Origin of the sequence: Levilactobacillus fuyuanensis, assembly GCF_003946395.1 — a bacterium.
GTDB classification, from domain to species: domain Bacteria; phylum Bacillota; class Bacilli; order Lactobacillales; family Lactobacillaceae; genus Levilactobacillus; species Levilactobacillus fuyuanensis.
In genome coordinates, this window is record NZ_RHNZ01000011.1 from 33,887 (window position 1) to 54,433 (window position 20,547).

Consider the following 20,547-nt stretch of genomic DNA (forward strand, 5'->3'; position numbering starts at 1 on the left):
TGCCGTCAAACTTACTATTAAGCTTACTCACATCGTGCAATCATCAGCTGTCTTATTGCTGTCACGGCTGACTAACAGAATAATTGTAAGCGTCATTACGTGCCGCCGACCCCCACTTCATGGTAAAGTTAAAGCCGATCAACGCGCAGGTTTCATTCTTGCGTCATTGTCTAATGTACGCGTGATTTAGTCACGCAAATCACCTAAGTTAGGTAAGTGACATGGCTTTAGCGCTAAAATGGCCTAAATTCTTAGACCATTGACGCCAGCGCAGAGCCATTATGAATGCAACACTCTTATTGAAAGTGTCGTTTTTACAACAGTTCTGTTGACATTGGCGCTTGCCAATTAAGTTATTTATTTTTATCATGTTAGACACGGTGTTGCATTAATGTATATTTTATCAGAAATACACCGCAAACAACAGCCGAATTCAGAAAATGGAAGGATTATTTTAAATGCTGGAACTAAAACACATCAAGAAATATTACTACGTGGGGGACTCCGTGACGAAGGCCCTCGACGATGTTTCTGTCGCATTCCGTTCCCAAGAATTCGTCGCCATCCTCGGCCCTAGTGGTTCCGGGAAGACGACCATGCTGAACGGCATCGGCGGCCTGGATATTTACGATTCGGGGGACTTAGCCATCGAAGGTAAGTCGACCAAGGACTTCTCCGCCGCCGACTGGGACGCCTACCGGAACAACTCCGTGGGCTTCATCTTCCAGAGCTACAATATCATCAGCCACCTGAGCATCCTTGATAACGTGGAAATGGGGATGACCCTAAGTGGTGTCTCCAATGCCGAAAAGAAGGAAAAGGCCCTCAAAGCGCTTGACCGCGTTGGCCTGACCGACCACATCAACAAGAAACCTAACCAATTGTCCGGGGGACAACTCCAACGGGTCGCCATCGCGCGGGCTATCGCCAACGAACCAGAAATTCTGTTGTGTGACGAACCAACTGGGGCTCTCGATACCGAGACCAGCGAAGAAATTATGAAGCTGATCAAGGAGCTCTCCGCAGAACGACTGGTCATTATGGTTACCCATAACCCCGATCTGGCCCACGAATATGCTGACCGGATCATCGAGTTCGCCGATGGGAAGATTCAACGCGACTCCGATCCTTATGACGATCATGCCGATGCTGAACAGTTCAAGCTCAAGAAGACCAAAATGACCTTCTGGACCGCATTGAAGCTGTCCTTTAACAACATTCGGACGAAGAAGGGCCGGACCGCTCTGACGGCGTTTGCCTCCAGTATCGGGATCATCGGGATTGCCATCGTCTTGGCCCTCTCCAATGGGTTCCAGACACAGATCAACAAAACCCAGTCCAATACGCTGGCTCAGTTTCCCATCACCATTTCACAAACGGCTCAGGATAGCTCGACCACTGGTCCACAGAACAATAAGAAGACGACCAAGTCTAACAAGGTCGTGGCCAAGATCAGTGACGCCGACAAATCCGTCCACCAGAACAAGATTACCAAGAGTTACTTAAAATATGTTAAAAACATTAACGGTGACTTAAGCAAGAACATCACCTACACCTACTCCACCGGGATGAACCTCCTGCGGCAAACGGACGGGAAGGCCAAGACCGTCTCCTTCTCAAACGCCGACAGTAGTAGTTCTAGCAGTTCGAGTGCCATGCAGTCTGCCATGTCCGCTTCGACTGGGGTTGGCGGTTCCGTCTACCCGAGCGCTAGTGATGGTGGCACGAACTTCCTGAAGAAGCACTACAAGGTTATTGCCGGGACTTATCCCAAGAGCGCCAACGATGTGATCCTACTCGTCGACCGCGACAACTCAACAAACATCAATGCCCTGAAGAATCTAAACTTCGACGTTAAGGACAATCAAAAGTTGAACTACGATAAGATTGTCGGGACAAAAATCAAAGTTGTCAACAACAATAACTACTACCAAAGCCTACCTACTGGCAATTACGTGCCAAACAAGGCCACGAATTCACTCTACAATAACAAGAACAACACGACTATCAAGATTGCCGGCATTCTGCGGGTCAAGTCGAAATCCTCCGAAAACGTCCTGTCTTCCGGGATTGTCTACAGCGACAAGCTGACGCAAAACATTATCAAGGCCAACAAGAACTCTGATATTGTAAAGGCCCAAAAAAAGGCCGACAGCAACGTGATGACGGGGCAAACCGTCAATAAGGATACCAAGACGAACCTGGTCAGCTACCTCGGTGGCTCCACCACGCCAGCAAGTATCCTGATCTACCCGAACACCTTCAAGAACAAGGATAAGGTCCTGCACTACCTGGACAAGTACAACAAGGGTAAGAGCAAATCCGACAAGGTGATCTACACGGATATGGCCGGGACCGTTTCCGACCTGACCGGAGGCTTGATGGACGCCATCACTTACGTCCTCGTCGCCTTCGCCGGGATCTCACTGGTTACCAGTATGATCATGATCGCCATCATCACGTACACCTCCGTCCTCGAACGGACCAAGGAAATCGGAATTCTCAAGGCCTTAGGGGCCCGGAAGAAGGACATCACCCGCGTATTCGATGCTGAAACGTTCATCCTCGGTGTAGGTTCTGGGGTCCTCGGAGTCGTCATCGCCTGGCTCCTGACCTTCCCAATCAATATCGTCTTGAAGAACATTACTGACCTGAGCAACGTCGCGCACTTGAACCCCGTCCATGGGATTGTATTGATTATCATCAGTACCGTCCTGACCATGTTGGGTGGTCACATCCCAGCACGGATGGCAGCCAAGAAGGACGCGGCCACGGCACTGCGTTCAGAATAGGTTAAAATCCATCGCCTGCGGCTGTCAGGCTTCCGTCTCGGTTTGAAACCTCGCGAAATTCACGCGAGTTTCCAAACACGTCCTGCGATGTAAGACCGGGAAGAAACAAACGCCCGGCCTAACATCGCTGCCACGGCTGACTGCATCCTGACCTCCTCCGGCTAGACTAGTTTTTAACCTATGGACATTCGTTACGATAATGACGACAGGTCCTCACACTTCTCAAACTTAACCTAACAGAAAGGTCCCGCAAATCGAAATTGATTTGCGGGACCTTTTACTAATAGTTGCGTTATATCGACTAAAAGCTTGGATTTCATCCAATAGCGATTTCCACCGCCGTTGTCCGGTGACCTACCATGTAAGCCGTGAGGGTGACAGAAATCGGCTCAGCCGTGGGAATTCTCTAGGTGGCAACGCCACTTAGAGAATTGGTGGCTGTGAAACTCGTTTCTCAGAGGTTCATGGCCAAGTCTGGAGACCGCACTGTGGCTCCAGACGTCCGCCCACAGCGTCACGGCCGATTTCTGCCACCCGGTAAGGCGTGCTGGTAAGGCACAGTTAGCCTTCTGCTTCGTGGATGGCGCCTTGAATGTCATCCTTAGAGAAATCATGTTCGCAGTATTCCTGGTCATCCGCCGGCAGATGCTGTTCCAACGTCGAGAACACTTGAACCTGAACATCCCCAGTTACCGTACCGAAGTCCAGCAGGTGTCCGCCAAAGTCGTGAGCCGCCGACAGAAAGTGGTCGTGATAACCACCCACCGCAACACCGTCAAACACTTGTGGTGAGTAGTAACCCAGCAGGGTCCCCTCCACCTTGTCGCGGGTGAAGATACTCTGTTGCTTGGCCGTTTCTGCTAATGACTTGAATGGCCGTTCAGATTTCGCCACGGCCCGGGTCTTCACGTCCGTAAAGGTCCCGGTGACCAGGATGGAAAAGAAGGTATTAGCCTTGTGCGTCAAACCCAGCACTTGGTCGTGCAGCTCTTCCTTGGTGGCATTTTCCACCGTCATCAGTGGCCGGTAAGCGGCGAAGTGGCTGTTGGCAAATGGCAGCGTGAAGCTTTCTGGTACCACATTGACCTCACCACAACTATTCACTTGGTAAGGCTTGCCGTCGAGAATAATCAATTCGCCGTCTAAGCCCTCACCGGTACCGATTCCGGTATCGCCGTGAGCCAGTAACTCTTTCATCGTCAAGGTTCCGGTCAATAGTCCTGGGACCAGTAAGGCCAAGGTCCCATGTTGATAGAGTGTTGCTTCGTTCATATCATTACTCCCTTTAGCTTAAAACATCTTTCAACAATAATGATTTTAGTTTTAAATTGTCCCGATAGTCAACCGGAATCTGAACGACCACGGGTCCCTCAGTCTGGAAGGCTTGGTCTAAGGTCGCTGCCAAATCCTTGGCGTGATCGACGTGTAAGCCAGTAGCACCAAAGCTTTCGGCATACTTGACGTAGTCGACTGGGCCAAAGCTGACCCCGGCTTCGTGGCCGTATTTGGCAATTTCTTGGAACTTCACCATGTCGTAGGCCCCATCGTCCCAGATCAGTTGGACGATCGGTAACTTCAGGCGAACCGCCGTTTCCAACTCTTGGCTGGAGAACAGGAAGCCCCCGTCACCGGCAACCGAAACAATTGGTTGGCCGGGACGTTCCAACGCAGCGGCGATAGCCCATGGAAAGGCAACCCCCAGCGTCTGCATCCCGTTACTGAACAGAAGGTGCCGTGGTTGATAGCTCCGGAAATATCGCGCCATCCAAATGTAGAAACTACCGACATCCACGGTGACCGTGGTTTCATCGTTCACCTTATTCTGTAGGGCTTGGATGATTGCCAATGGGTGAATTCCATGCTGGTCGTCAGCTGCGGGTGCTTCCGCCTGAGCGGCTAACGTCTTACCGGACTTGTCGAGTTGTGCTTGAACCTCTTCGGACAAGGCCCAATCAGCCGGCAATTTCTGAACGATAGCCCGTAACGTCTTGGCAATGTCGGCGTGGACGACCATTTCAGGTTGATAGTCCGTGGTGATTTCAGGTACCACGCTGTCCAAGCTGATCACGTCACCGGTCCGATCGGCATTCCAAATCCGCGCTTCATATTCTACGGGATCGTAGCCAACGGTGATGACCAAATCACTCTGCTTCAGCAGGTTATCGCCAACCTGATTCCGGAAGAGACCAACCCGACCAAAGTAGTTGGTGACCAAGTCGCGAGAAACCACACCGGCCCCTTGGAATGTTTCCACAACGGGAATGGCCGCGTGTTGCAAGAGTTCGCGAATGGCGGCCGTCACGTCGCTGGCCGAGGCCCGCATCCCAGCTAAGATAACAGGCAACTTAGCGTGTTGAATCTTTTCCACGATGGCGTCAACAGTTGCGGCGTCTGCAACACCCTGGTCGACCGTTGGCACAGCCTTGATTTCTGGTCGGTCAACGGCCCCATTCAGGACGTTTTGTGGCAGGGAAATAAAAGTAGCGCCCGCCTTGGGTGCAACTGCCGTCTGGTAAGCGTTTGCAAACGCTTCAGAAAGACTATTGGCATTCTGGACTTCCACGCTGGACTTGGTGGCTGAGCTCATCAGTTCCTTGCTAGGAATACTCTGATGGGTCAGTCGACCAATATCGTCCTGTGGAACTTGCCCACCGAGTGCGATGACGGGGTCCCCTTCAGCTGTGGCCGTGATGAGACTGGTCGTCAGGTTTGATACCCCGGGGCCGGAAGTCGTGGCAACCACGCCAGGCTTGCCGGTCAGTCGGCCAATCCCAGAAGCAATCAACGCCGCGTTCTGCTCATGCCGCGTAATAATTAACTTGGGTGCTCGAGGGTCCTTGCTATATTCAATGCCCTCAAATAGTTGGTCGACCTTGGCTCCTGGAATACCAAAAACATACTTAATACCTTGATTAATCATGCTTTGAATCAGTGCTTGTGCACCAGTTTTCGTATCTTTCACCGTTACCCCGCCTTTTTTTTAAGTTTATTCAGTCATTTGATTGTGTTGACAAGTCAACTTAGATTCATCATAATGGCATTAAGTTGTTTTGTCAACACAGAAGATTTCGGGGAAGGAGTTAGCCATGAAAGATCTCGGTTATTTGGCGCAGGACATTTCGATTCTGCACCGTAAATACTATAAGGACACGCGTGAGGCGTTTGCCAAATTGGGGCTTAACCCTACGGCCGCTTGCGTTTTATTGACGGTCCACGAACACCCCGACATTAATCAAAATCAAGTCGCTAAGACGCTGGTCATCGACAAGGGGCTGACTACCCGCGAGGTCAACAAGATTCTCGGCCTCGGCTACCTGACCAAGACCGCCGGCACGGGCAAGACCCAATTGCTGACGCTGACCCCTGCCGGTGAGGACGTGGTCAACCAGGTCCAAACGATTCGCCGCAGCTGGTGGCAGGATCGCTTCGACCAAACCGGTATCGATGCCAATAGTCCGCTGATTCCAGCGATTGAGGCAGTGGTGACGAATATTATTGAGGTGGATTAATCGGCGAGTAAGATCAGTTGACGTGTACGACGTATGGTGTACACTGTATTTTGGAGGTGGTTTTATGCAAACTAAAGAGACAGATCGTATCAACGCTAGAGTTCAGCATGACGTTAAGGTTCGTGCACAAATTGAGCTTGAAAAAAACGGACTCACAATTTCAGAGTATTTGCGGATTGTTTTAACTTCAGTCGCTAACAACGGTCTTCCTGAACACTTTGCACAACCTAAACAGGAAGTTATCGATTCAGTTATGGAAATGACTGACGCTATGGCCAATAATAAATCATTATCTGGTGGCACCTCCAAAGAAGAGTTTGAACGGTCATTGCGTGAATGAGCCACACTCTTAATGAGACTTCGCAGTTCAAACATCAATTGAGACGCGTCAGGAAGAGTCCTCGTTGGCGTCCTATTTTTGAGGGGCACGTTCCCTTCGATGATGATGACAGATCTCCTTGGGATTATGTCACTGATTGTCTACTTACCGGGAGCGAGATCCCTGATTATTTCTATGTTCATCCTCTACATTTTCCAAAATCATTAGAGAAGCAAATCAAACGTCGGCTGCATACGAGCGAACACGTCACGATTCAAGTCCTTGAGCTACATTTCGACGGTCACAATGGAAATCATTTACTAGTTTTTTTCGATAGTACAGATGTGACGACGCTGTTAGCGATCGGCACTCATAGCGACCTATTTTCGTAAAAATACCCGCACGTAAAACAACGCCACATCTTCCAAAAATATGGATGATGTGGCGTTGTTTTATTTAGCAATATTCAAACCGTTTTCTAACCTAGTCCTTAACTTCCTTGCTAGCAGCGGCGATAAAGTCGCGGAACAAGCCTTCGGGACGGTTTGGCCGTGAGAGGAATTCTGGGTGGTATTGGGAAGCCACGAAGAACTTCTTTTCTGGCAATTCAATGACTTCGACCAGGTGATCGTCAGGAGACGTCCCGGAGAAGACCAGGCCCTTGGCGGCCATTTCGGCCCGGTATTGGTTGTTGAATTCGTAACGGTGGCGGTGACGCTCTTGGACCATTGCCTGGTTGTCGTAAGCCGCAGCGGCTTTGCTTCCTGGCAACAGCTTGCAAGGGTACAGGCCCAACCGTTGGGTCCCACCCATCTCGTGGACGTCGGTCTGATCGGCCATCAGGTCAATGATCTTGTGGCTGGTCTCGGAGTCCATTTCGGTGGAGTTGGCATCCTTGTAGCCGAGAACGTCGCGAGCAAATTCGATGCTGGCCACTTGCATCCCCAGGCAAATCCCGAGAAATGGCACGTCTTGTTCACGAGCGTACTTGATGGCGGTAATCATGCCTTCAATCCCCCGGTCACCGAAACCACCGGGAACGATGATCCCATCGGCAGCACCTAAGATGTCGGCAACGTTGTCGTCGGTAATCTTTTCGGCATCAATCATGTCCAGATCAATCTGAGCATCGACCGGATAGCCGGCGTGTTGTAAGGCTTCGGCGACGGAAATATAAGCATCGTGTAAGCCCACGTACTTGCCGACCAAAGCAATCTTGATGGTCCGCTTTAAGTTCTGCATGTGATCGACCATCTGGGCCCACTTCGTCATGTCGGACTTCGGTGCGTCGACCTTGAAGTGATCCAGGACGATTTGATCTAAGCCCTGCTTTTGTAAAAGCAATGGAATGGAGTAAATGGTTGGTACATCCATGGATTCAATGACCGCGGAAGGTTGCACATCACAGAATAACGCAATCTTTTGCCGCATGTCATCGGTAATATGGTTTTCAGTCCGGACAACCAGAATGTTGGGTTGAATCCCAATACTCCGAAGTTCCCGGACGGAATGTTGCGTTGGCTTCGTCTTCATTTCGTGAGCCGCGTGCAGCGTTGGGACTAACGTCGTGTGGATGTAAACGACATTTTCATCGCCCACTTCGGATTTCATTTGCCGAATGGCTTCCAGGAAGGGTTGGGATTCAATATCTCCAACGGTCCCACCAATTTCAGTGATGACGAAATCAGCACCCAACGTCTTGCCGGCGCGCATGATTTTTTCCTTGATCATGCCGGTGATGTGAGGGATCACTTGCACAGTTGCTCCCAGATAGTCGCCACGCCGTTCTTTTTCCAAAACTTCTGAATAAATCTTACCAGTCGTCACGTTTGAGTACTTGTTCAGATTGTTATCGATGAAACGTTCGTAATGACCTAAGTCCAAATCCGTTTCGGTCCCATCGTCGGTCACGAAGACTTCCCCATGTTGATAAGGGTTCATCGTGCCGGGATCCACGTTAATGTACGGATCGAATTTCTGAATGGTTACGTTTAACCCACGGTTCTTCAACAGCCGTCCTAGGGAAGCAGCAACGATCCCCTTACCTAGTGATGAAACCACGCCGCCAGTCACAAAAATATATTTGGTCATGTGCAAACTCCTTGTAAGATTATTTAGGGTTTCAAACTATAAAAAAACTCCCTATTCATTCGGAATAGGGAGCACTTCACCGTCCAGTTGTCCTTGCTACAAGTAGCAGGGAGCCCAAAAAATATAGTACCTGTTTTTGGACTGGAGGTCAAGCAAACAGAAAAAATTTATTTCTGTTCTTCGTCATCATCATCGTCATCGTCGGCTTCGTCGTCATCGGCGGAAAAGTCGAGATTGTCAGTATCGTCATCATCTGGTGCTTCCATTTGAGAAAGCTGATCTTCGATACCATCAGGGATGTCTTCTGTATCGTCTTCTTCGTCATCGTCATCGATGCCTAAACCGGTCTGTAACTTACCCAGATCTGGCCCTGACCCAGTGGCGCTATCATCATCGTCGTCATCAGTGACGTAGGTGGTGGTATCGTCGTCTTCTGGATCGTCGTCATCGTAATCGATCACATCATCGTCATCGGTCGTGTCAGCCAAGAAGGCGTTAACCTTCTTACGCTTCTTACGCTTAGGTTGATCTTCATCTTCCTCAGCGTGAACCGTTGCTTCATCGATGGATTCAAACGGATACCAAGTTCGCAGTCCCCAAAGGTTATCACCCAGAGAAATGAAACTACCATCGACATTTAAATCCGTATAGAATTGGGACAGCCGGTCACGAACTTCCGCGTCGCTGTCACCCAAATATGCTTGGACGGCGTTTGCCAAGTCGGCAAAAGCCATCACATCGCCATGTTGTGACAAAATGGCGTGAGCAACTTCGATCATTGATAATTCCTTTTTATTCTGGCCCTCAAAGACTTTTAATTCCAAACTGGTGCACGTCCTTTCCACAGTCTACGAAATATGATACTCGCTTATGCCGTAAATTGCAATCTAATCTTGTAGTTCCCGACTAATTCTTCCCCGGCATAGAGGAGATAGTCGATCTTCACGTTTCCACTAAACGGCTTTTCCTTGAAGCTGGTCTCCAGATATGGCGTGACCGTTTCAATCGGCATCACGCCATAAGGGGTGTTGTACCGGGCAGTCACGCGCTTGCCACTAATGAAATGCAGGCGCAGTTCCGCCTCGGAATTCCGCGTCAGGTGAACTTCACCCTCTGGCGTAAATTTCATCGTCACCGGCGTCTGTTCCCCAGTATCATTGTTGGGTTCCAGGTACCGCAAGTACATGTTGGCTCCCATCTGGACCAGCTGACCATCAACGTCTAACTGGTAGTCGGAAACGTCATCATTTTGCTTGATATGGGTCTCCAAGTGAATCATTACGGGCACCCCCGCTGATAGTTGATCCATCTGCACACTTCCTTTCCGCGAATTGTCTGGGTTAATTATAGTTCATTTCCCGCGGAAAACCTACTTATTATGCTCTTTTAACTAACTTCTGAATCCGTCCGAGATTGGGAAAAGCTATCGTGCCGGAATCTGCTGGAACTACTATCGTTTAAAACAACATCGGCTAATCAACGAATATTAAGCAGCTTTCAATACTATAATTGTGAAAATACAAACTAAATAGAAAATCCTATTTACCCAAGCAACTATATAACGAGTGCTTACGTAGCAACAGGTACATGACATTGTCTTTTTTTATATCTTTCAACTAAGCTTGTGAATGTTTATATATTTCATCACAAAGTATAGACTTTTAAGAATATCCGGATATAATAGTACCCAATGGTAGCTACTATTAAAAGAGAGGTATAATCATGGAATCAGTCACTGAACTGCTCAGCAAATTTGGCTTAACTAGTAGTGAAGCCAAGGTATACGTTTCTCTCCTGCAGATGGACGCATCCACGGGATACAAAATTAGCGGCAAGGCTGGCATAGCTCGTTCGAAAGTTTACAATGTACTTTCCTCACTAACTAGCAAAGGGCTAGTTCTTCAGTCTAAAGATGAAAAATCACTTTACACTGCTTTACCAGTTGAAGAATTAGTTGCCAAACTACAACGGGATAGCAAACAAGATATTGATGGCATTCACAAGTCTCTTAAAAATTTACGCCCTGATGATAATTCTAGTTTGATTTGGTCTGTTGACTCCTACGATCAAGTCTTCGAAAAAGCGTTATTTCAAATTCGAAATTCTAAAGAAAGCCTGTACGTTCAGATCTACTCTGAGGATCTAACTGACGAATTAACCCAGGCGCTTGCAGAGGCTGAAAACCGCCTCCACAAATTCGTTGTCATCTTATTCAGCAATCACCATCGGTATAATCTGCCCTTTAGACGCTTTTATAAGCACTTTTTTGAAGCAGATAAGGTTCTAGACTATGGTGGTCGCTGGATAAATGTGGTGAGTGATGCCGATACCGTTACCTACGGAAAGTTGCCGAATGATTCCGGCAATACTGATGTAATTTGGACTAAAAATAGTTCAATGGTTTTTCTGGCACAAGAGTATGTCCTCCATGATGCTTATAACCTTCGGACGTTGACCATTTTGCATGACGAGGCTGAAGAAAAATTCGGCACTAATTTGGAAGGCGTTCGTAATATATACTTCGATAAATAAAGAAGGGAAATTATTATGCAAAAAATTCTAATCATCGCTATTATTGCAATCAACTTTCTATTCATATTCGTTCTTGTTCGTGACCTCCTTAAACATCGTCACGAAATTATGGAAGAACCGGCGAGTCCCATCTGGACACCGCTTTCACAAATTGTTATCTATTTCCTATCCACATTTGGGATTTCAGATTTTGCAATTTCAACAGCCCTCTATCCCAAGGCCAAATGGGTCACTATGAAAAAGCTTCCTGGAACTTTAAACACACAATGTGTGATTCCTGTATTCGTCATGTCCCTTGCCTACATCTCCACAATCACGGTCGGCGTCAAAACCTTATTAGTCGCTATTATCTGCCAAGTAATCGGTGCCTACCTAGGACCTCGCTTTGTCGTAAAATTACCAGAACATATCATCCGTGTCTTCGTTATTATCGGCTTGTTAGTTGCAACTGGTCTGATCTTAGCTGGTAAGTTTGGTTGGATTCCTTCAAACGGGACAGCAACTGAGCTTTACGGATGGAAACTTTGGACAACCGGTCTCTTGATGTTCGTCTACGGTGCTTTAAACAACATTGGTATTGGTTCTTATGCCCTAACCATGGCAACCGTATATGCCATGGGAATGAACCCCGTAGCTGCCTTTCCAATTATGATGGGTGGTTGCACATTTTCCGTTTCCATTGGAAGCATGCAATTTATCAAGCTTAACGACTACTCACGTAAAATTACCATGTTCTCGGTATTCGGGATCATTGGTGTGCTAATCGCGGTTTACCTGGTTAAGAGTTTAAATACTTCCGTCATTCAATGGATTGTGATTGTTGTCTTACTCTACTCCGCAATTAGCCTCTATCTTGATAGTCGTAAATCAACCGAAGCCGTTTAGGAAAGGACTTTAACTATGCGATATTTATCTGCAAATGATATCAAAACTTTCTTCTCCATGCGTAATGCCATCGACGCAGACACTGAGGCGCTCTCTCTTTACTCTTCGGGCCGTGCTGACATTCCCTTACGGACTAATATCAACATCCCCGAATATAATGGACAGAGTCTTTACATGCCTGGATATGTCAGCGGTGCAGACCCCTCGTTAGGTGTAAAGATTGTCTCCGTTTATCCTGACAACATTGACAAGAAGTTACCCAGTGTTCCAGCAACAATGATTACTTTGGATGCACAGACTGGAATTGTGAACGCAATTTTGGACGGCACCTACCTCACGCAACTCCGTACAGGTGCTGTCCAAGGTGCGGCCACTGAATTACTATCTAATGAAAATAGTAAAACTGCTCTTCTGATCGGAACCGGTGGTCAAGGAATGGCACAATTGGAAGCTATGCTAACAGTGCGTAATCTCGACAAAGTATTTGTCTCCGACCTAGATATGGATCGTGCAAAGAAGTTCTGCGAAACAGCAACACTTAACTTTTCTGAAGTGTTCTCAACGATATTTGAACCTGTAGCTAATCCAAATTCTGTTGTATCTGAGGTTGATATCATTACTTCTGTCACTACTTCTAAGCGCCCCACTTTTGATGGAACTCTAGTCAAACAAGGAGTCCACGTCAATGGCGTTGGTGCTTACACACCAGAAATGTGTGAAATACCAGTTGAACTGCTCAAACAAGCAAATCATATAGTTTTCGACACTATGGACGGCGTCTTGTCAGAAGCCGGGGACATCATTCAGCCACTTAAGCGTGGAGATATCAGCAAACAAGAAATAAGCGGTGAGCTTGGACAAGTGATCAATCAAAATATTGCTGGTCGATCCTCTGAAAAAGATATCACTTTCTTCAAAACTGTCGGAACCGCAGCACTCGACGTTGTTGTAGCGGACCGTATTGTTAAAAAAGCCGAAGAAATGAAAATTGGTATGGAGCTATAAGTGAGCCATAGAAAAACTACTTTCTAGTTGGATTAATACCATCTAGAGGGTAGTTTTTTGCATACCTCTAATTTAATGTTCCATGATGTACGTTACGTTTCATGCCTCAATCAGGAATCACCTTTAATCGCCTTCTCCTGCAACATCACGCAAAATTGGTCCAGACCATGACGTGGCCCCAGTTTTCTAGTATAATGAGAGCATTGAAACGACTTCACGAAAGTAGGTGAGATGATGGGACCCTTCGATTTACCCGGCGACAGCATTCAGACCGTGACCACACCGATCCCGGCCGACCAGAAAAATCTGGCCTTTGGTTACACCAATGCTCTGCTGGACCTGGTACCGACGCTTAAACAGCCCATATTGCACTTCTGGACCATGCAGCCCACGGTTATCATGGGACTGAAGGATAAACGACTTCCCGAGCTGACAGCGGCTATCAGGACCGTTCAGCGGTATGGCTATGATTATGTTCTCCGAAATTCCGGAGGCTTGGCCGTAGTCGCCGATGGTGGCGTCCTGAACGTCTCCCTCTTCTCCCCGCTGACCACACCGATCCCCAGTATTGAAGCGGCTTACGCCCAGATGACCAGTCTCGTGGACGCCGCCTGGCCGGAACTGGCCCTACAAAACTATGAGATCACACGTTCCTACTGTCCCGGCGACTATGATCTGAGCGTTGATGGTCTGAAGATTGCTGGAATTGCCCAGCGTCGAAGCACCAACGCCCTAGTCACCATGCTCTATCTCAGTGTGACCGGTGATCAGCCCATGCGTGGCGAACTAATTCGCAGCTTCTATCGAGCGGGTCTGGGTGACCATACCAACGACTGGGATTTTCCTGACGTCGATCCTAACGTGATGACCACCACAGCTACCTTACTCAATCAACCGCTGACCGTGGGCGATGCCCAGGAGCGCTTCCTCACCGCCTGTTCGACGGCTGGTCTCCGAGTTGGTCGCGCCAAATTGACGGCGATGATGGCCGAGCCACAATTTACGACCATCCTAGAGCGAGAGACCGCCCAGATGGCCCGTCGCCAACCGCGGTTGACCGCTATGTAAACCTTGCTTAATCAGAGTCGTTTCGTTCTGGTTTCATCCCTTGAACTGGTACACTAGGCCCAGCAAGAACGACAACGACGCCATAAAAATAAATTTAAAATTGTCAGGAGGAATCACTGTGAGCTACGCAACCGCGCGACTGCCCCGTGAGAAAGTTTTCCGGGACCCCGTGCATAATTACATTTACGTGCAACATCAAGTTATTTTAGACCTGATCAATTCCCGAGAATTTCAACGACTCCGCCGCATCAAGCAGTTGGGGACGGCCTCGCTGATCTTCCACGGTGCGGAACATTCACGTTTCACCCACTCATTGGGCGTCTATGAAGTGACGCGCCGAATCTGTGATAATTTCCAACGCAATTATCCGACGAAGACGCCGGGTGACGGCGGCTGGGACGACAACGAGCGGCTGACCGCGCTGTGTGCGGCCTTGCTTCACGACATCGGGCACGGCCCATACTCACACACGTTTGAGCACATTTTCCACACGGATCATGAGGCGATTACTGCCGAGATTCTGACTTCGCCCAAGACCGAAGTCAACCAAATCTTACGGCGGGTCAGTCCAACCTTCCCACAAGAAGTCGCCAGTGTGATTCAAAAGACCTATCCAAATCCACAAGTGGTCCAGATGATTTCCAGTCAAATTGACGCCGATCGGATGGACTACCTGTTGCGGGATGCCTACTTCACTGGGACCGAATATGGGACCTTTGACCTGACACGGATTCTGCGGGTCATGCGGCCGTACAAGGACGGTATCGCCTTTGCCATGAATGGCATGCACGCGGTTGAAGACTATATCGTGAGCCGCTTCCAGATGTATCAACAGGTCTACTTCCACCCAGTCTCCCGGTCAATGGAAGTCGTGCTGGATCATCTGCTCGGTCGCGCCAACGAATTGTATCAGGCGGGTGAAAGCGATGAAAGCTTCATCCCCCACTTGTTGTTGCCATTCTTCAACCATGAATTTGACCTAGAAGATTACCTCAATCTAGACGACGGTGTGTTGACGACTTACTTTACGCACTGGCGGCAGTCCCCGGATAAAATTTTAGCCGATCTGGCACACCGCTTCTTGGATCGGAAACCGCTAAAAAGTGCCATTTTCGATGAGCATACGCAACAACAGCTACCGCATCTGCGTGATATGATTCGCTCGGTTGGCTTTAACACTGAATATTACACGGCCACCGACAACAGCTACGACCTGCCCTACGACGATGCTTACGATCCTAAGGTCACACATCCGCTGACGCAAATTGAGCTGCAGGAACCGGATGGCAGTCTGCATGAGCTCTCGACGGTGTCCGACTTGGTTAATGCCATCCGCGGGAAGTTTACCGGGGATCAACGGTTCTTCTTCCCGAAGGAAATGTTGAATCCGGGCAACGATGCGCCGGAGATCTTCCAACCGGTCTTTGACGAATTCGGCGGGTACATCCAAAATGACCAACTCATTGACCAGAATAAATCTGATTAAATCATTATCACTGCCGGATGGAGAGTGATCATGGGAAACGCTAACGACCGTGTCGCAGCGGTTATCGACGTGACCACTCGGACCAGCAACGACAATGACTTGGCGGCGGCCATTTATAAATACGCATTGAACTCAGACTTAGCATAAAAGGAGAATTGCGAACAACATGACAATTAAAATGATTGCGATTGATATTGACGGGACCTTACTGAACGAAAAGAACGAACTGGCACCGGCCACGATTGACGCTGTCCAAGCAGCCAAGGATCAGGGTATCAAGGTCGTTCTGTGTACCGGCCGCCCATTAACTGGGGTGCAACCTTACCTGGACGCCCTCGGCATCAGTGGCGATGACCAATACGCCATCACCTACAATGGTTCGGTGTCCCAGACGGTCTCCGGCAAGATGATGACCAACCACTCCCTGAGTTTCGATGATTACATCGACCTCGAGGCCCTGGCCCGCAAGATGCAGGTGCACTTCCAGATTGAAACACCAGACTTCATTTACACGGCAAATAAGGATCTCAGCGGCTACACGATCTTCGAAAGTTACCTGGTACGCATGCTGATTCGTTACCGTGAAGTCGGTGAAATGGACCGCGATTTAACCATTTCCAAGGCCATGTTCGTGGATGAACCCGAGATTATCAACCGGGTCAACAAGGAAATCTCCCAAGACGTTCGTGAACGGTACTACGTGGTTCAAAGCACACCATTCTTCATTGAAGTCATGAACAAGAAGGCTAGCAAGGGGAATACGCTAGGTGAACTGGCTACTAAGCTGGGCTTCACGGCTGATGAAGTCATGGCCTTGGGTGATCAAGGTAACGACCTGACCATGATTCAGTACGCCGGCCTCGGTGTCGCCATGGGTAACGCCATCGACGAAGTCAAGGACGCCGCCCAAGCTGTAACGCTGACCAACGCCGAAGATGGTGTGGCAGCAGCTATCCGGAAATACGCTTTAAAGTAAGCTGAATTTGATTTTAGGATTGACCGATGGCAACTTAGTCGGTCAATTTTTTTGCGTGACTTTCTTCCAACGCCTTCAATCGCCAGTAATCCGCATCGTAACGTAGCCAAAAATCTGCTGGCACTTTCATGATTTTTGTAAGTCCTTCGGCAAAATCGGTCGTAATGACAGCCGTCCCGTCCAAGACGCCTTCCACATAGGATACCGTGGTATGGGTTATTCGAGCCAAATCGGCTGGTGATATCTTCAAATAATCAATGGCTTCTGATAGCGTTCCACCTGGGGCAACTGGGAAATTTGACTTATAAGCTAATTTTTTATGAAGCATGGTAATCAACAACCTCCTTGATAACAATCCCAACAACTTCTGTTTTAACGACACACGGTCCGCCAAACCGATCTAAGCCTCGAAAGACCAGGCGCATGTTTGCGGTAACCGCAACGGCAAAGCATCCCTTTCGATTTCCAGTCAATGCATGCAACCGCGGTGGCGGTACATACGCGATTTGACTAAGATCATCAGCGGCTTCCAATTCCTTAATCCGTTTTCCTAAGTTAATGGCTTCTTTTGGTCCGAAATGACCCGTCAAAGCTGCCATACTTTTAAAATGTTTTTCTAACCGTCCCTGCTCAAATCGAATCTCCATCAATTCGCTCCCCCTAGGCAACTCCTGTGAGCTCCTAAGGACTAACTACGTAATTGCGGTCGAAATAAACGTGAGATTTCCAAACTTTTTAAAATTTTTTCTATGCAATCCGGTGCCCCTCATACTACACGACTCCCTGTCCGATTGATAGAAAAACCAGCCGCAATCGTATTGGGGGTCGAATTAGTTAAGCTGACGCACCACCATCGTCAAAAATCATTTCACTTTGTCGCCACGACAAAAAGGATGTTCGCCACTTGGCCAACATCCCCGTCACTACACTGATTTAATTTTCAGCATCGCCAGCAAGCTTCTCAATCCCTAAAACAAGGTCAAGATAACCCCAAAAACGATGTAAATGGCGCCAGCTAACAGCCCGAAACGCGCGCCGCCATTCACTACAATCGGTGAATTTTTCACGCTCGCCACGTGCCGCACGTCAACCTTTTCTCCGGGCAGTGGTTCCTGCCCCTTCTTACGCTTGTGCCGCCAGCCAGTAAACATATGTCCCTTGGCCAACACACAGATCAAGCCAAAGAGCACCAAAGCTAGCCCCACCATAAATAACAGGTTACCAATTACCATCAAGGGTTGCCCCAAGATACGCATGGCTAGGGCAACTAGCAGACCACCGGCAACCCAGCCCGTGGTCCATCTCTGCCAACTTTTCATTACCTAAACTCCCTTCAGCGTTAGCCCAGCAACTAACGGGTTTTATTTCAAAAATGATATAAGAAAAAAACTTGAGCCAACGCCCAGCGCCGCTCAAGTTTTTTTGTCTGTTTTATTGTTCGTGACTCCGGAAACGGTTCTTGAACAATGGGCTGACCGGCCGGTTTTCGTTAATCCGCTTGATGGCTTGGCCAATCAGGGGACCGACGGAAATTTGTTGAATCTTTTCAATCTGCTTGTCGGCAGTCAATTGAATCGAGTCCGTCACCACTAACTTCTTAATTGGTGAGTCCTTGATTCGTTCGATTGCGGGACCGGATAATACCGGGTGGGTACAGCTAGCGTAGACTTCCTTGGCGCCAGCTTCCATCAAGGCTTTCGACCCCAATGTAATAGTCCCAGCGGTATCAATCATATCATCGATCATGATACAACGCTTGCCCTTGACGTCCCCAATAATATTCATGATTTCCGCAACATTGGCCCGTGGCCGCCGCTTGTCAATAATGGCAATCGGTGCCTTCAGGAATTCAGCCAATGCTCGTGCACGCGTCACCCCACCATGGTCAGGTGAAACGACAACGGCATCTTCATCCAAGTGGTTGGTCAAGAAGTAATCGGCCAACAATGGTGCGCCCATCAAATGATCAACAGGAACGTCGAAGAACCCTTGAATTTGGGCAGCATGCAAGTCTAAAGCCAAGACCCGCGTAACGCCTGCCGTTTGTAACATGTTTGCCACTAATTTCGCCGTGATTGGTTCCCGTGACCGGGCTTTCCGGTCTTGACGAGCATAGCCGTAGTACGGAATGACCACGTTGATGGTAGCCGCACTCGCGCGCCGCAAAGCATCGATCATGATCAACAGTTCCATCAAATTGTCGTTGACGGGAGCCGACGTCGACTGAATAACGTAGACGTGGCAGCCCCGCACACTCTGTTCGATGTTAATGCGAATTTCACCGTCGCTGAACCGGTCCACCGAAGTTTTCCCCAATTCAACACCAACTTCGTTAGCAATCTTACGGGCTAACGGTTTGTTGGAGTTCAACGCAAAGATCTTTAATTTAGGGTCAAAATATTGCGTAGCCATAATTTCCTCCAATAGCAAGTTATCTGCCAGAATTCACTACAATAATTTTATGCTATCGGGTCTCGAAACACAAGACCTTCAGCTTAATCTTCACCGCGATAAGGCAGTTTCTGGTAATAATTTGGCTTGTTGGTCTGCCGTTCCCGAGCGATTGCCATGTCATATTGATTGACGGCGTCGGTAATGGTAGAGCCCGCTGCGATAAAGCTGTGATCAGCCACATCCAGTGGTGCCACTAAGTTTGAGTTAGAACCGATGAAGGCATCGTCACCCACAACAGTTTCGTGCTTGTTCTTACCGTCGTAGTTGACGAAGACGACCCCACAGCCAACGTTGATGTTCTTGCCTAATTTAGCATTCCCAACGTAGGTCAAATGGCCAACCTTAGTTCCCTCACCAATCGTGGCCTTCTTCACTTCGACAAAGTTACCGAGGTGCACTTTGGGCCCGATATGAGATTCCGGACGTAAATGACTGTTAGGCCCGATGTTAGAGCCACTGGCCATGTCGGAGTCTTCAAGTAAGGAAGACGTCACGGTCACGTGGTCAGCCAATGTGGCATTCCGTAATTCGGAGTGAGACCCGATGTAGCAGTCGTCACCGATAACCGTGTTGCCCTTTAATTGAACACCCGGTTCAATAATGGTGTCGGCACCAATCTTCACACCGGCGTCGATGTACGTCGTAGCGGGATCAACCAGGGTCACACCATCACGCATGTGTTGTTCGTTGATCCGTTCGCGCATGATCCTAGTGGCGTTGGCCAGAGCAACCCGGTCGTTAACCCCCATGGATTCATCGAAGTCAGCCATCTTGTACGCTGCTACGATGTCCCCGTCATGCTTCAAAATTTCAACGACGTCGGTCAGATAATATTCGCCTTGCGCGTTGTCGTTAGAGGTCTTGTGTAATGCTGCGAAGAGCTTCTTGTTGTCAAACACGTAAACTCCCGTGTTGATTTCGTGAATTTCTTGTTCTTCGGAGTTAGCATCCTTTTGTTCTACGATTTTTTCCACGATACCGATATTGTTCCGCACAATTCGACCGTAACCGGTAGGATCCGGAGCAACGGACGTTAAGATCGTAGCGGCCGCATGCTTGGCCTCGTGATAGGCGAAGAGGTCTTCAAACGTCTGTGCTTGGAACAGAGGCGTATCACCACTTACAATCAGCGTCGTCCCCTCTTCATCCTTCAAAATGGGTTCTGCTTGTAAAACGGCATCCCCAGTCCCGAGTTGTTTGGCTTGCAGGGCGTATTGCGTCCGGTCACCTAGCGTAGCTTTCACGTCATCGGCACCGTAGCCGACAATCGTGACAACCTTATCCATGTTGGTCTTTTCAACTTGGGTCAGCACGTGGTCGACCATGGCCTTGCCACAAACCTTGTGTAGAACCTTATACAGCTTTGACTTCATCCGCGTACCCTTACCGGCTGCGAGGATAATCGTATTTCTCGTGCTCATTCCGATATC

At 48.7% G+C, this 20,547-nt stretch carries 19 protein-coding genes; 9 read left to right on the plus strand and 10 right to left on the minus strand.

What is annotated here, in order from left to right:
• Positions 1-458: 458 nt before the first annotated feature.
• Positions 459-2,792, plus strand: coding sequence for an ABC transporter ATP-binding protein/permease (locus EKM73_RS07265; RefSeq protein WP_125701306.1), 2,334 nt, complete (start codon positions 459-461; stop codon positions 2,790-2,792).
• Between the two features lie 561 nt (positions 2,793-3,353).
• On the opposite strand, the gene budA is transcribed toward EKM73_RS07265, so the two are convergent.
• Together budA and alsS are read right to left on the minus strand one after the other, a co-directional pair.
• A complete protein-coding gene (gene budA, locus EKM73_RS07270; RefSeq protein WP_125701307.1) occupies positions 3,354-4,064 on the minus strand; it encodes an acetolactate decarboxylase in 711 nt (236 codons plus the stop codon).
• A gap of 13 nt (positions 4,065-4,077) precedes the next feature.
• Positions 4,078-5,754 (minus strand): acetolactate synthase AlsS, encoded by a 1,677-nt coding sequence (alsS, locus tag EKM73_RS07275; RefSeq protein ID WP_125701308.1) that lies wholly within the window; start codon positions 5,752-5,754, stop codon positions 4,078-4,080.
• Between the two features lie 124 nt (positions 5,755-5,878).
• On the opposite strand from alsS, the gene EKM73_RS07280 reads away from it, so the two are divergent.
• Positions 5,879-6,301: a MarR family winged helix-turn-helix transcriptional regulator gene (locus EKM73_RS07280; RefSeq protein ID WP_125701309.1), complete on the plus strand. Its 423-nt coding sequence runs from the start codon at positions 5,879-5,881 to the stop codon at positions 6,299-6,301.
• Between the two features lie 64 nt (positions 6,302-6,365).
• On the plus strand, positions 6,366-6,641 hold the full coding sequence (locus EKM73_RS07285; protein WP_125701310.1) for a type II toxin-antitoxin system RelB/DinJ family antitoxin: 276 nt from the start codon (positions 6,366-6,368) through the stop codon (positions 6,639-6,641).
• Between the two features lie 462 nt (positions 6,642-7,103).
• Here EKM73_RS07285 and EKM73_RS07295 read toward each other — a convergent pair whose 3' ends face one another.
• From EKM73_RS07295 to EKM73_RS07305, 3 genes are all read right to left on the minus strand, one after another.
• Positions 7,104-8,711 (minus strand): CTP synthase, encoded by a 1,608-nt coding sequence (locus EKM73_RS07295; protein WP_125701312.1) that lies wholly within the window; start codon positions 8,709-8,711, stop codon positions 7,104-7,106.
• A 167-nt stretch (positions 8,712-8,878) separates the two neighbouring features.
• On the minus strand, positions 8,879-9,535 hold the full coding sequence (gene rpoE / locus EKM73_RS07300) for a DNA-directed RNA polymerase subunit delta (protein WP_125701313.1): 657 nt from the start codon (positions 9,533-9,535) through the stop codon (positions 8,879-8,881).
• Between the two features lie 44 nt (positions 9,536-9,579).
• Positions 9,580-10,020 (minus strand): DUF1934 domain-containing protein, encoded by a 441-nt coding sequence (locus EKM73_RS07305; RefSeq protein ID WP_125701314.1) that lies wholly within the window; start codon positions 10,018-10,020, stop codon positions 9,580-9,582.
• 413 nt (positions 10,021-10,433) lie between these two features.
• Between EKM73_RS07305 and EKM73_RS07310 the strand changes: the two genes are divergently transcribed.
• The 6 genes from EKM73_RS07310 to yidA all read left to right on the plus strand — a co-directional run bounded on the left by EKM73_RS07310 (position 10,434) and on the right by yidA (position 16,663).
• Positions 10,434-11,243 carry a TrmB family transcriptional regulator gene (locus tag EKM73_RS07310; RefSeq protein ID WP_125701315.1) on the plus strand — a complete coding sequence of 270 codons (810 nt, stop codon included), beginning with the start codon at positions 10,434-10,436 and terminating at the stop codon, positions 11,241-11,243.
• Positions 11,244-11,258: 15 nt separating this feature from the next.
• Positions 11,259-12,128 (plus strand): sulfite exporter TauE/SafE family protein, encoded by an 870-nt coding sequence (locus EKM73_RS07315; RefSeq protein ID WP_125701316.1) that lies wholly within the window; start codon positions 11,259-11,261, stop codon positions 12,126-12,128.
• A 15-nt stretch (positions 12,129-12,143) separates the two neighbouring features.
• Positions 12,144-13,133 (plus strand): ornithine cyclodeaminase family protein, encoded by a 990-nt coding sequence (locus tag EKM73_RS07320; RefSeq protein WP_125701317.1) that lies wholly within the window; start codon positions 12,144-12,146, stop codon positions 13,131-13,133.
• A 234-nt stretch (positions 13,134-13,367) separates the two neighbouring features.
• Positions 13,368-14,201 (plus strand): lipoate--protein ligase family protein, encoded by an 834-nt coding sequence (locus EKM73_RS07325; protein ID WP_125701318.1) that lies wholly within the window; start codon positions 13,368-13,370, stop codon positions 14,199-14,201.
• Positions 14,202-14,319: 118 nt separating this feature from the next.
• A complete protein-coding gene (locus EKM73_RS07330; protein ID WP_125701319.1) occupies positions 14,320-15,687 on the plus strand; it encodes an HD domain-containing protein in 1,368 nt (455 codons plus the stop codon).
• Positions 15,688-15,853: 166 nt separating this feature from the next.
• Complete coding sequence (gene yidA / locus EKM73_RS07335; protein ID WP_125701320.1) at positions 15,854-16,663, plus strand: sugar-phosphatase; 810 nt, start codon at positions 15,854-15,856, stop codon at positions 16,661-16,663.
• A gap of 34 nt (positions 16,664-16,697) precedes the next feature.
• Here the strand turns inward: yidA and EKM73_RS07340 are convergent, their stop codons facing one another.
• From EKM73_RS07340 to glmU, 5 genes are all read right to left on the minus strand, one after another.
• Positions 16,698-16,991: a helix-turn-helix transcriptional regulator gene (locus EKM73_RS07340; protein ID WP_125701321.1), complete on the minus strand. Its 294-nt coding sequence runs from the start codon at positions 16,989-16,991 to the stop codon at positions 16,698-16,700.
• Positions 16,981-17,310 carry a type II toxin-antitoxin system RelE/ParE family toxin gene (locus tag EKM73_RS07345; RefSeq protein WP_125701322.1) on the minus strand — a complete coding sequence of 110 codons (330 nt, stop codon included), beginning with the start codon at positions 17,308-17,310 and terminating at the stop codon, positions 16,981-16,983. Before EKM73_RS07345 ends, EKM73_RS07340 begins: the two co-directional genes overlap by 11 nt.
• A gap of 321 nt (positions 17,311-17,631) precedes the next feature.
• Positions 17,632-17,982 carry a DUF3899 domain-containing protein gene (locus EKM73_RS07350; RefSeq protein ID WP_125701323.1) on the minus strand — a complete coding sequence of 117 codons (351 nt, stop codon included), beginning with the start codon at positions 17,980-17,982 and terminating at the stop codon, positions 17,632-17,634.
• Between the two features lie 112 nt (positions 17,983-18,094).
• On the minus strand, positions 18,095-19,075 hold the full coding sequence (locus tag EKM73_RS07355; RefSeq protein WP_125701324.1) for a ribose-phosphate diphosphokinase: 981 nt from the start codon (positions 19,073-19,075) through the stop codon (positions 18,095-18,097).
• Between the two features lie 83 nt (positions 19,076-19,158).
• On the minus strand, positions 19,159-20,538 hold the full coding sequence (gene glmU / locus EKM73_RS07360) for a bifunctional UDP-N-acetylglucosamine diphosphorylase/glucosamine-1-phosphate N-acetyltransferase GlmU (RefSeq protein WP_125701325.1): 1,380 nt from the start codon (positions 20,536-20,538) through the stop codon (positions 19,159-19,161).
• Between the last annotated feature and the right edge of the window lie 9 nt (positions 20,539-20,547).

Coding starts and splice junctions, on each gene's coding strand:
- EKM73_RS07345 (WP_125701322.1), bottom strand. CDS start 17,310: ATGGAGATTCGATTTGAGCAGGGACGGTTAGAAAAACATTTTAAAAGT.
- glmU (WP_125701325.1), bottom strand. CDS start 20,538: ATGAGCACGAGAAATACGATTATCCTCGCAGCCGGTAAGGGTACGCGG.
- EKM73_RS07325 (WP_125701318.1), top strand. CDS start 13,368: ATGGGACCCTTCGATTTACCCGGCGACAGCATTCAGACCGTGACCACA.
- EKM73_RS07295 (WP_125701312.1), bottom strand. CDS start 8,711: ATGACCAAATATATTTTTGTGACTGGCGGCGTGGTTTCATCACTAGGT.
- EKM73_RS07285 (WP_125701310.1), top strand. CDS start 6,366: ATGCAAACTAAAGAGACAGATCGTATCAACGCTAGAGTTCAGCATGAC.
- EKM73_RS07310 (WP_125701315.1), top strand. CDS start 10,434: ATGGAATCAGTCACTGAACTGCTCAGCAAATTTGGCTTAACTAGTAGT.
- EKM73_RS07320 (WP_125701317.1), top strand. CDS start 12,144: ATGCGATATTTATCTGCAAATGATATCAAAACTTTCTTCTCCATGCGT.
- EKM73_RS07280 (WP_125701309.1), top strand. CDS start 5,879: ATGAAAGATCTCGGTTATTTGGCGCAGGACATTTCGATTCTGCACCGT.
- budA (WP_125701307.1), bottom strand. CDS start 4,064: ATGAACGAAGCAACACTCTATCAACATGGGACCTTGGCCTTACTGGTC.
- yidA (WP_125701320.1), top strand. CDS start 15,854: ATGACAATTAAAATGATTGCGATTGATATTGACGGGACCTTACTGAAC.
- EKM73_RS07265 (WP_125701306.1), top strand. CDS start 459: ATGCTGGAACTAAAACACATCAAGAAATATTACTACGTGGGGGACTCC.
- EKM73_RS07355 (WP_125701324.1), bottom strand. CDS start 19,075: ATGGCTACGCAATATTTTGACCCTAAATTAAAGATCTTTGCGTTGAAC.
- EKM73_RS07350 (WP_125701323.1), bottom strand. CDS start 17,982: ATGAAAAGTTGGCAGAGATGGACCACGGGCTGGGTTGCCGGTGGTCTG.
- EKM73_RS07315 (WP_125701316.1), top strand. CDS start 11,259: ATGCAAAAAATTCTAATCATCGCTATTATTGCAATCAACTTTCTATTC.
- EKM73_RS07305 (WP_125701314.1), bottom strand. CDS start 10,020: ATGGATCAACTATCAGCGGGGGTGCCCGTAATGATTCACTTGGAGACC.
- EKM73_RS07340 (WP_125701321.1), bottom strand. CDS start 16,991: ATGCTTCATAAAAAATTAGCTTATAAGTCAAATTTCCCAGTTGCCCCA.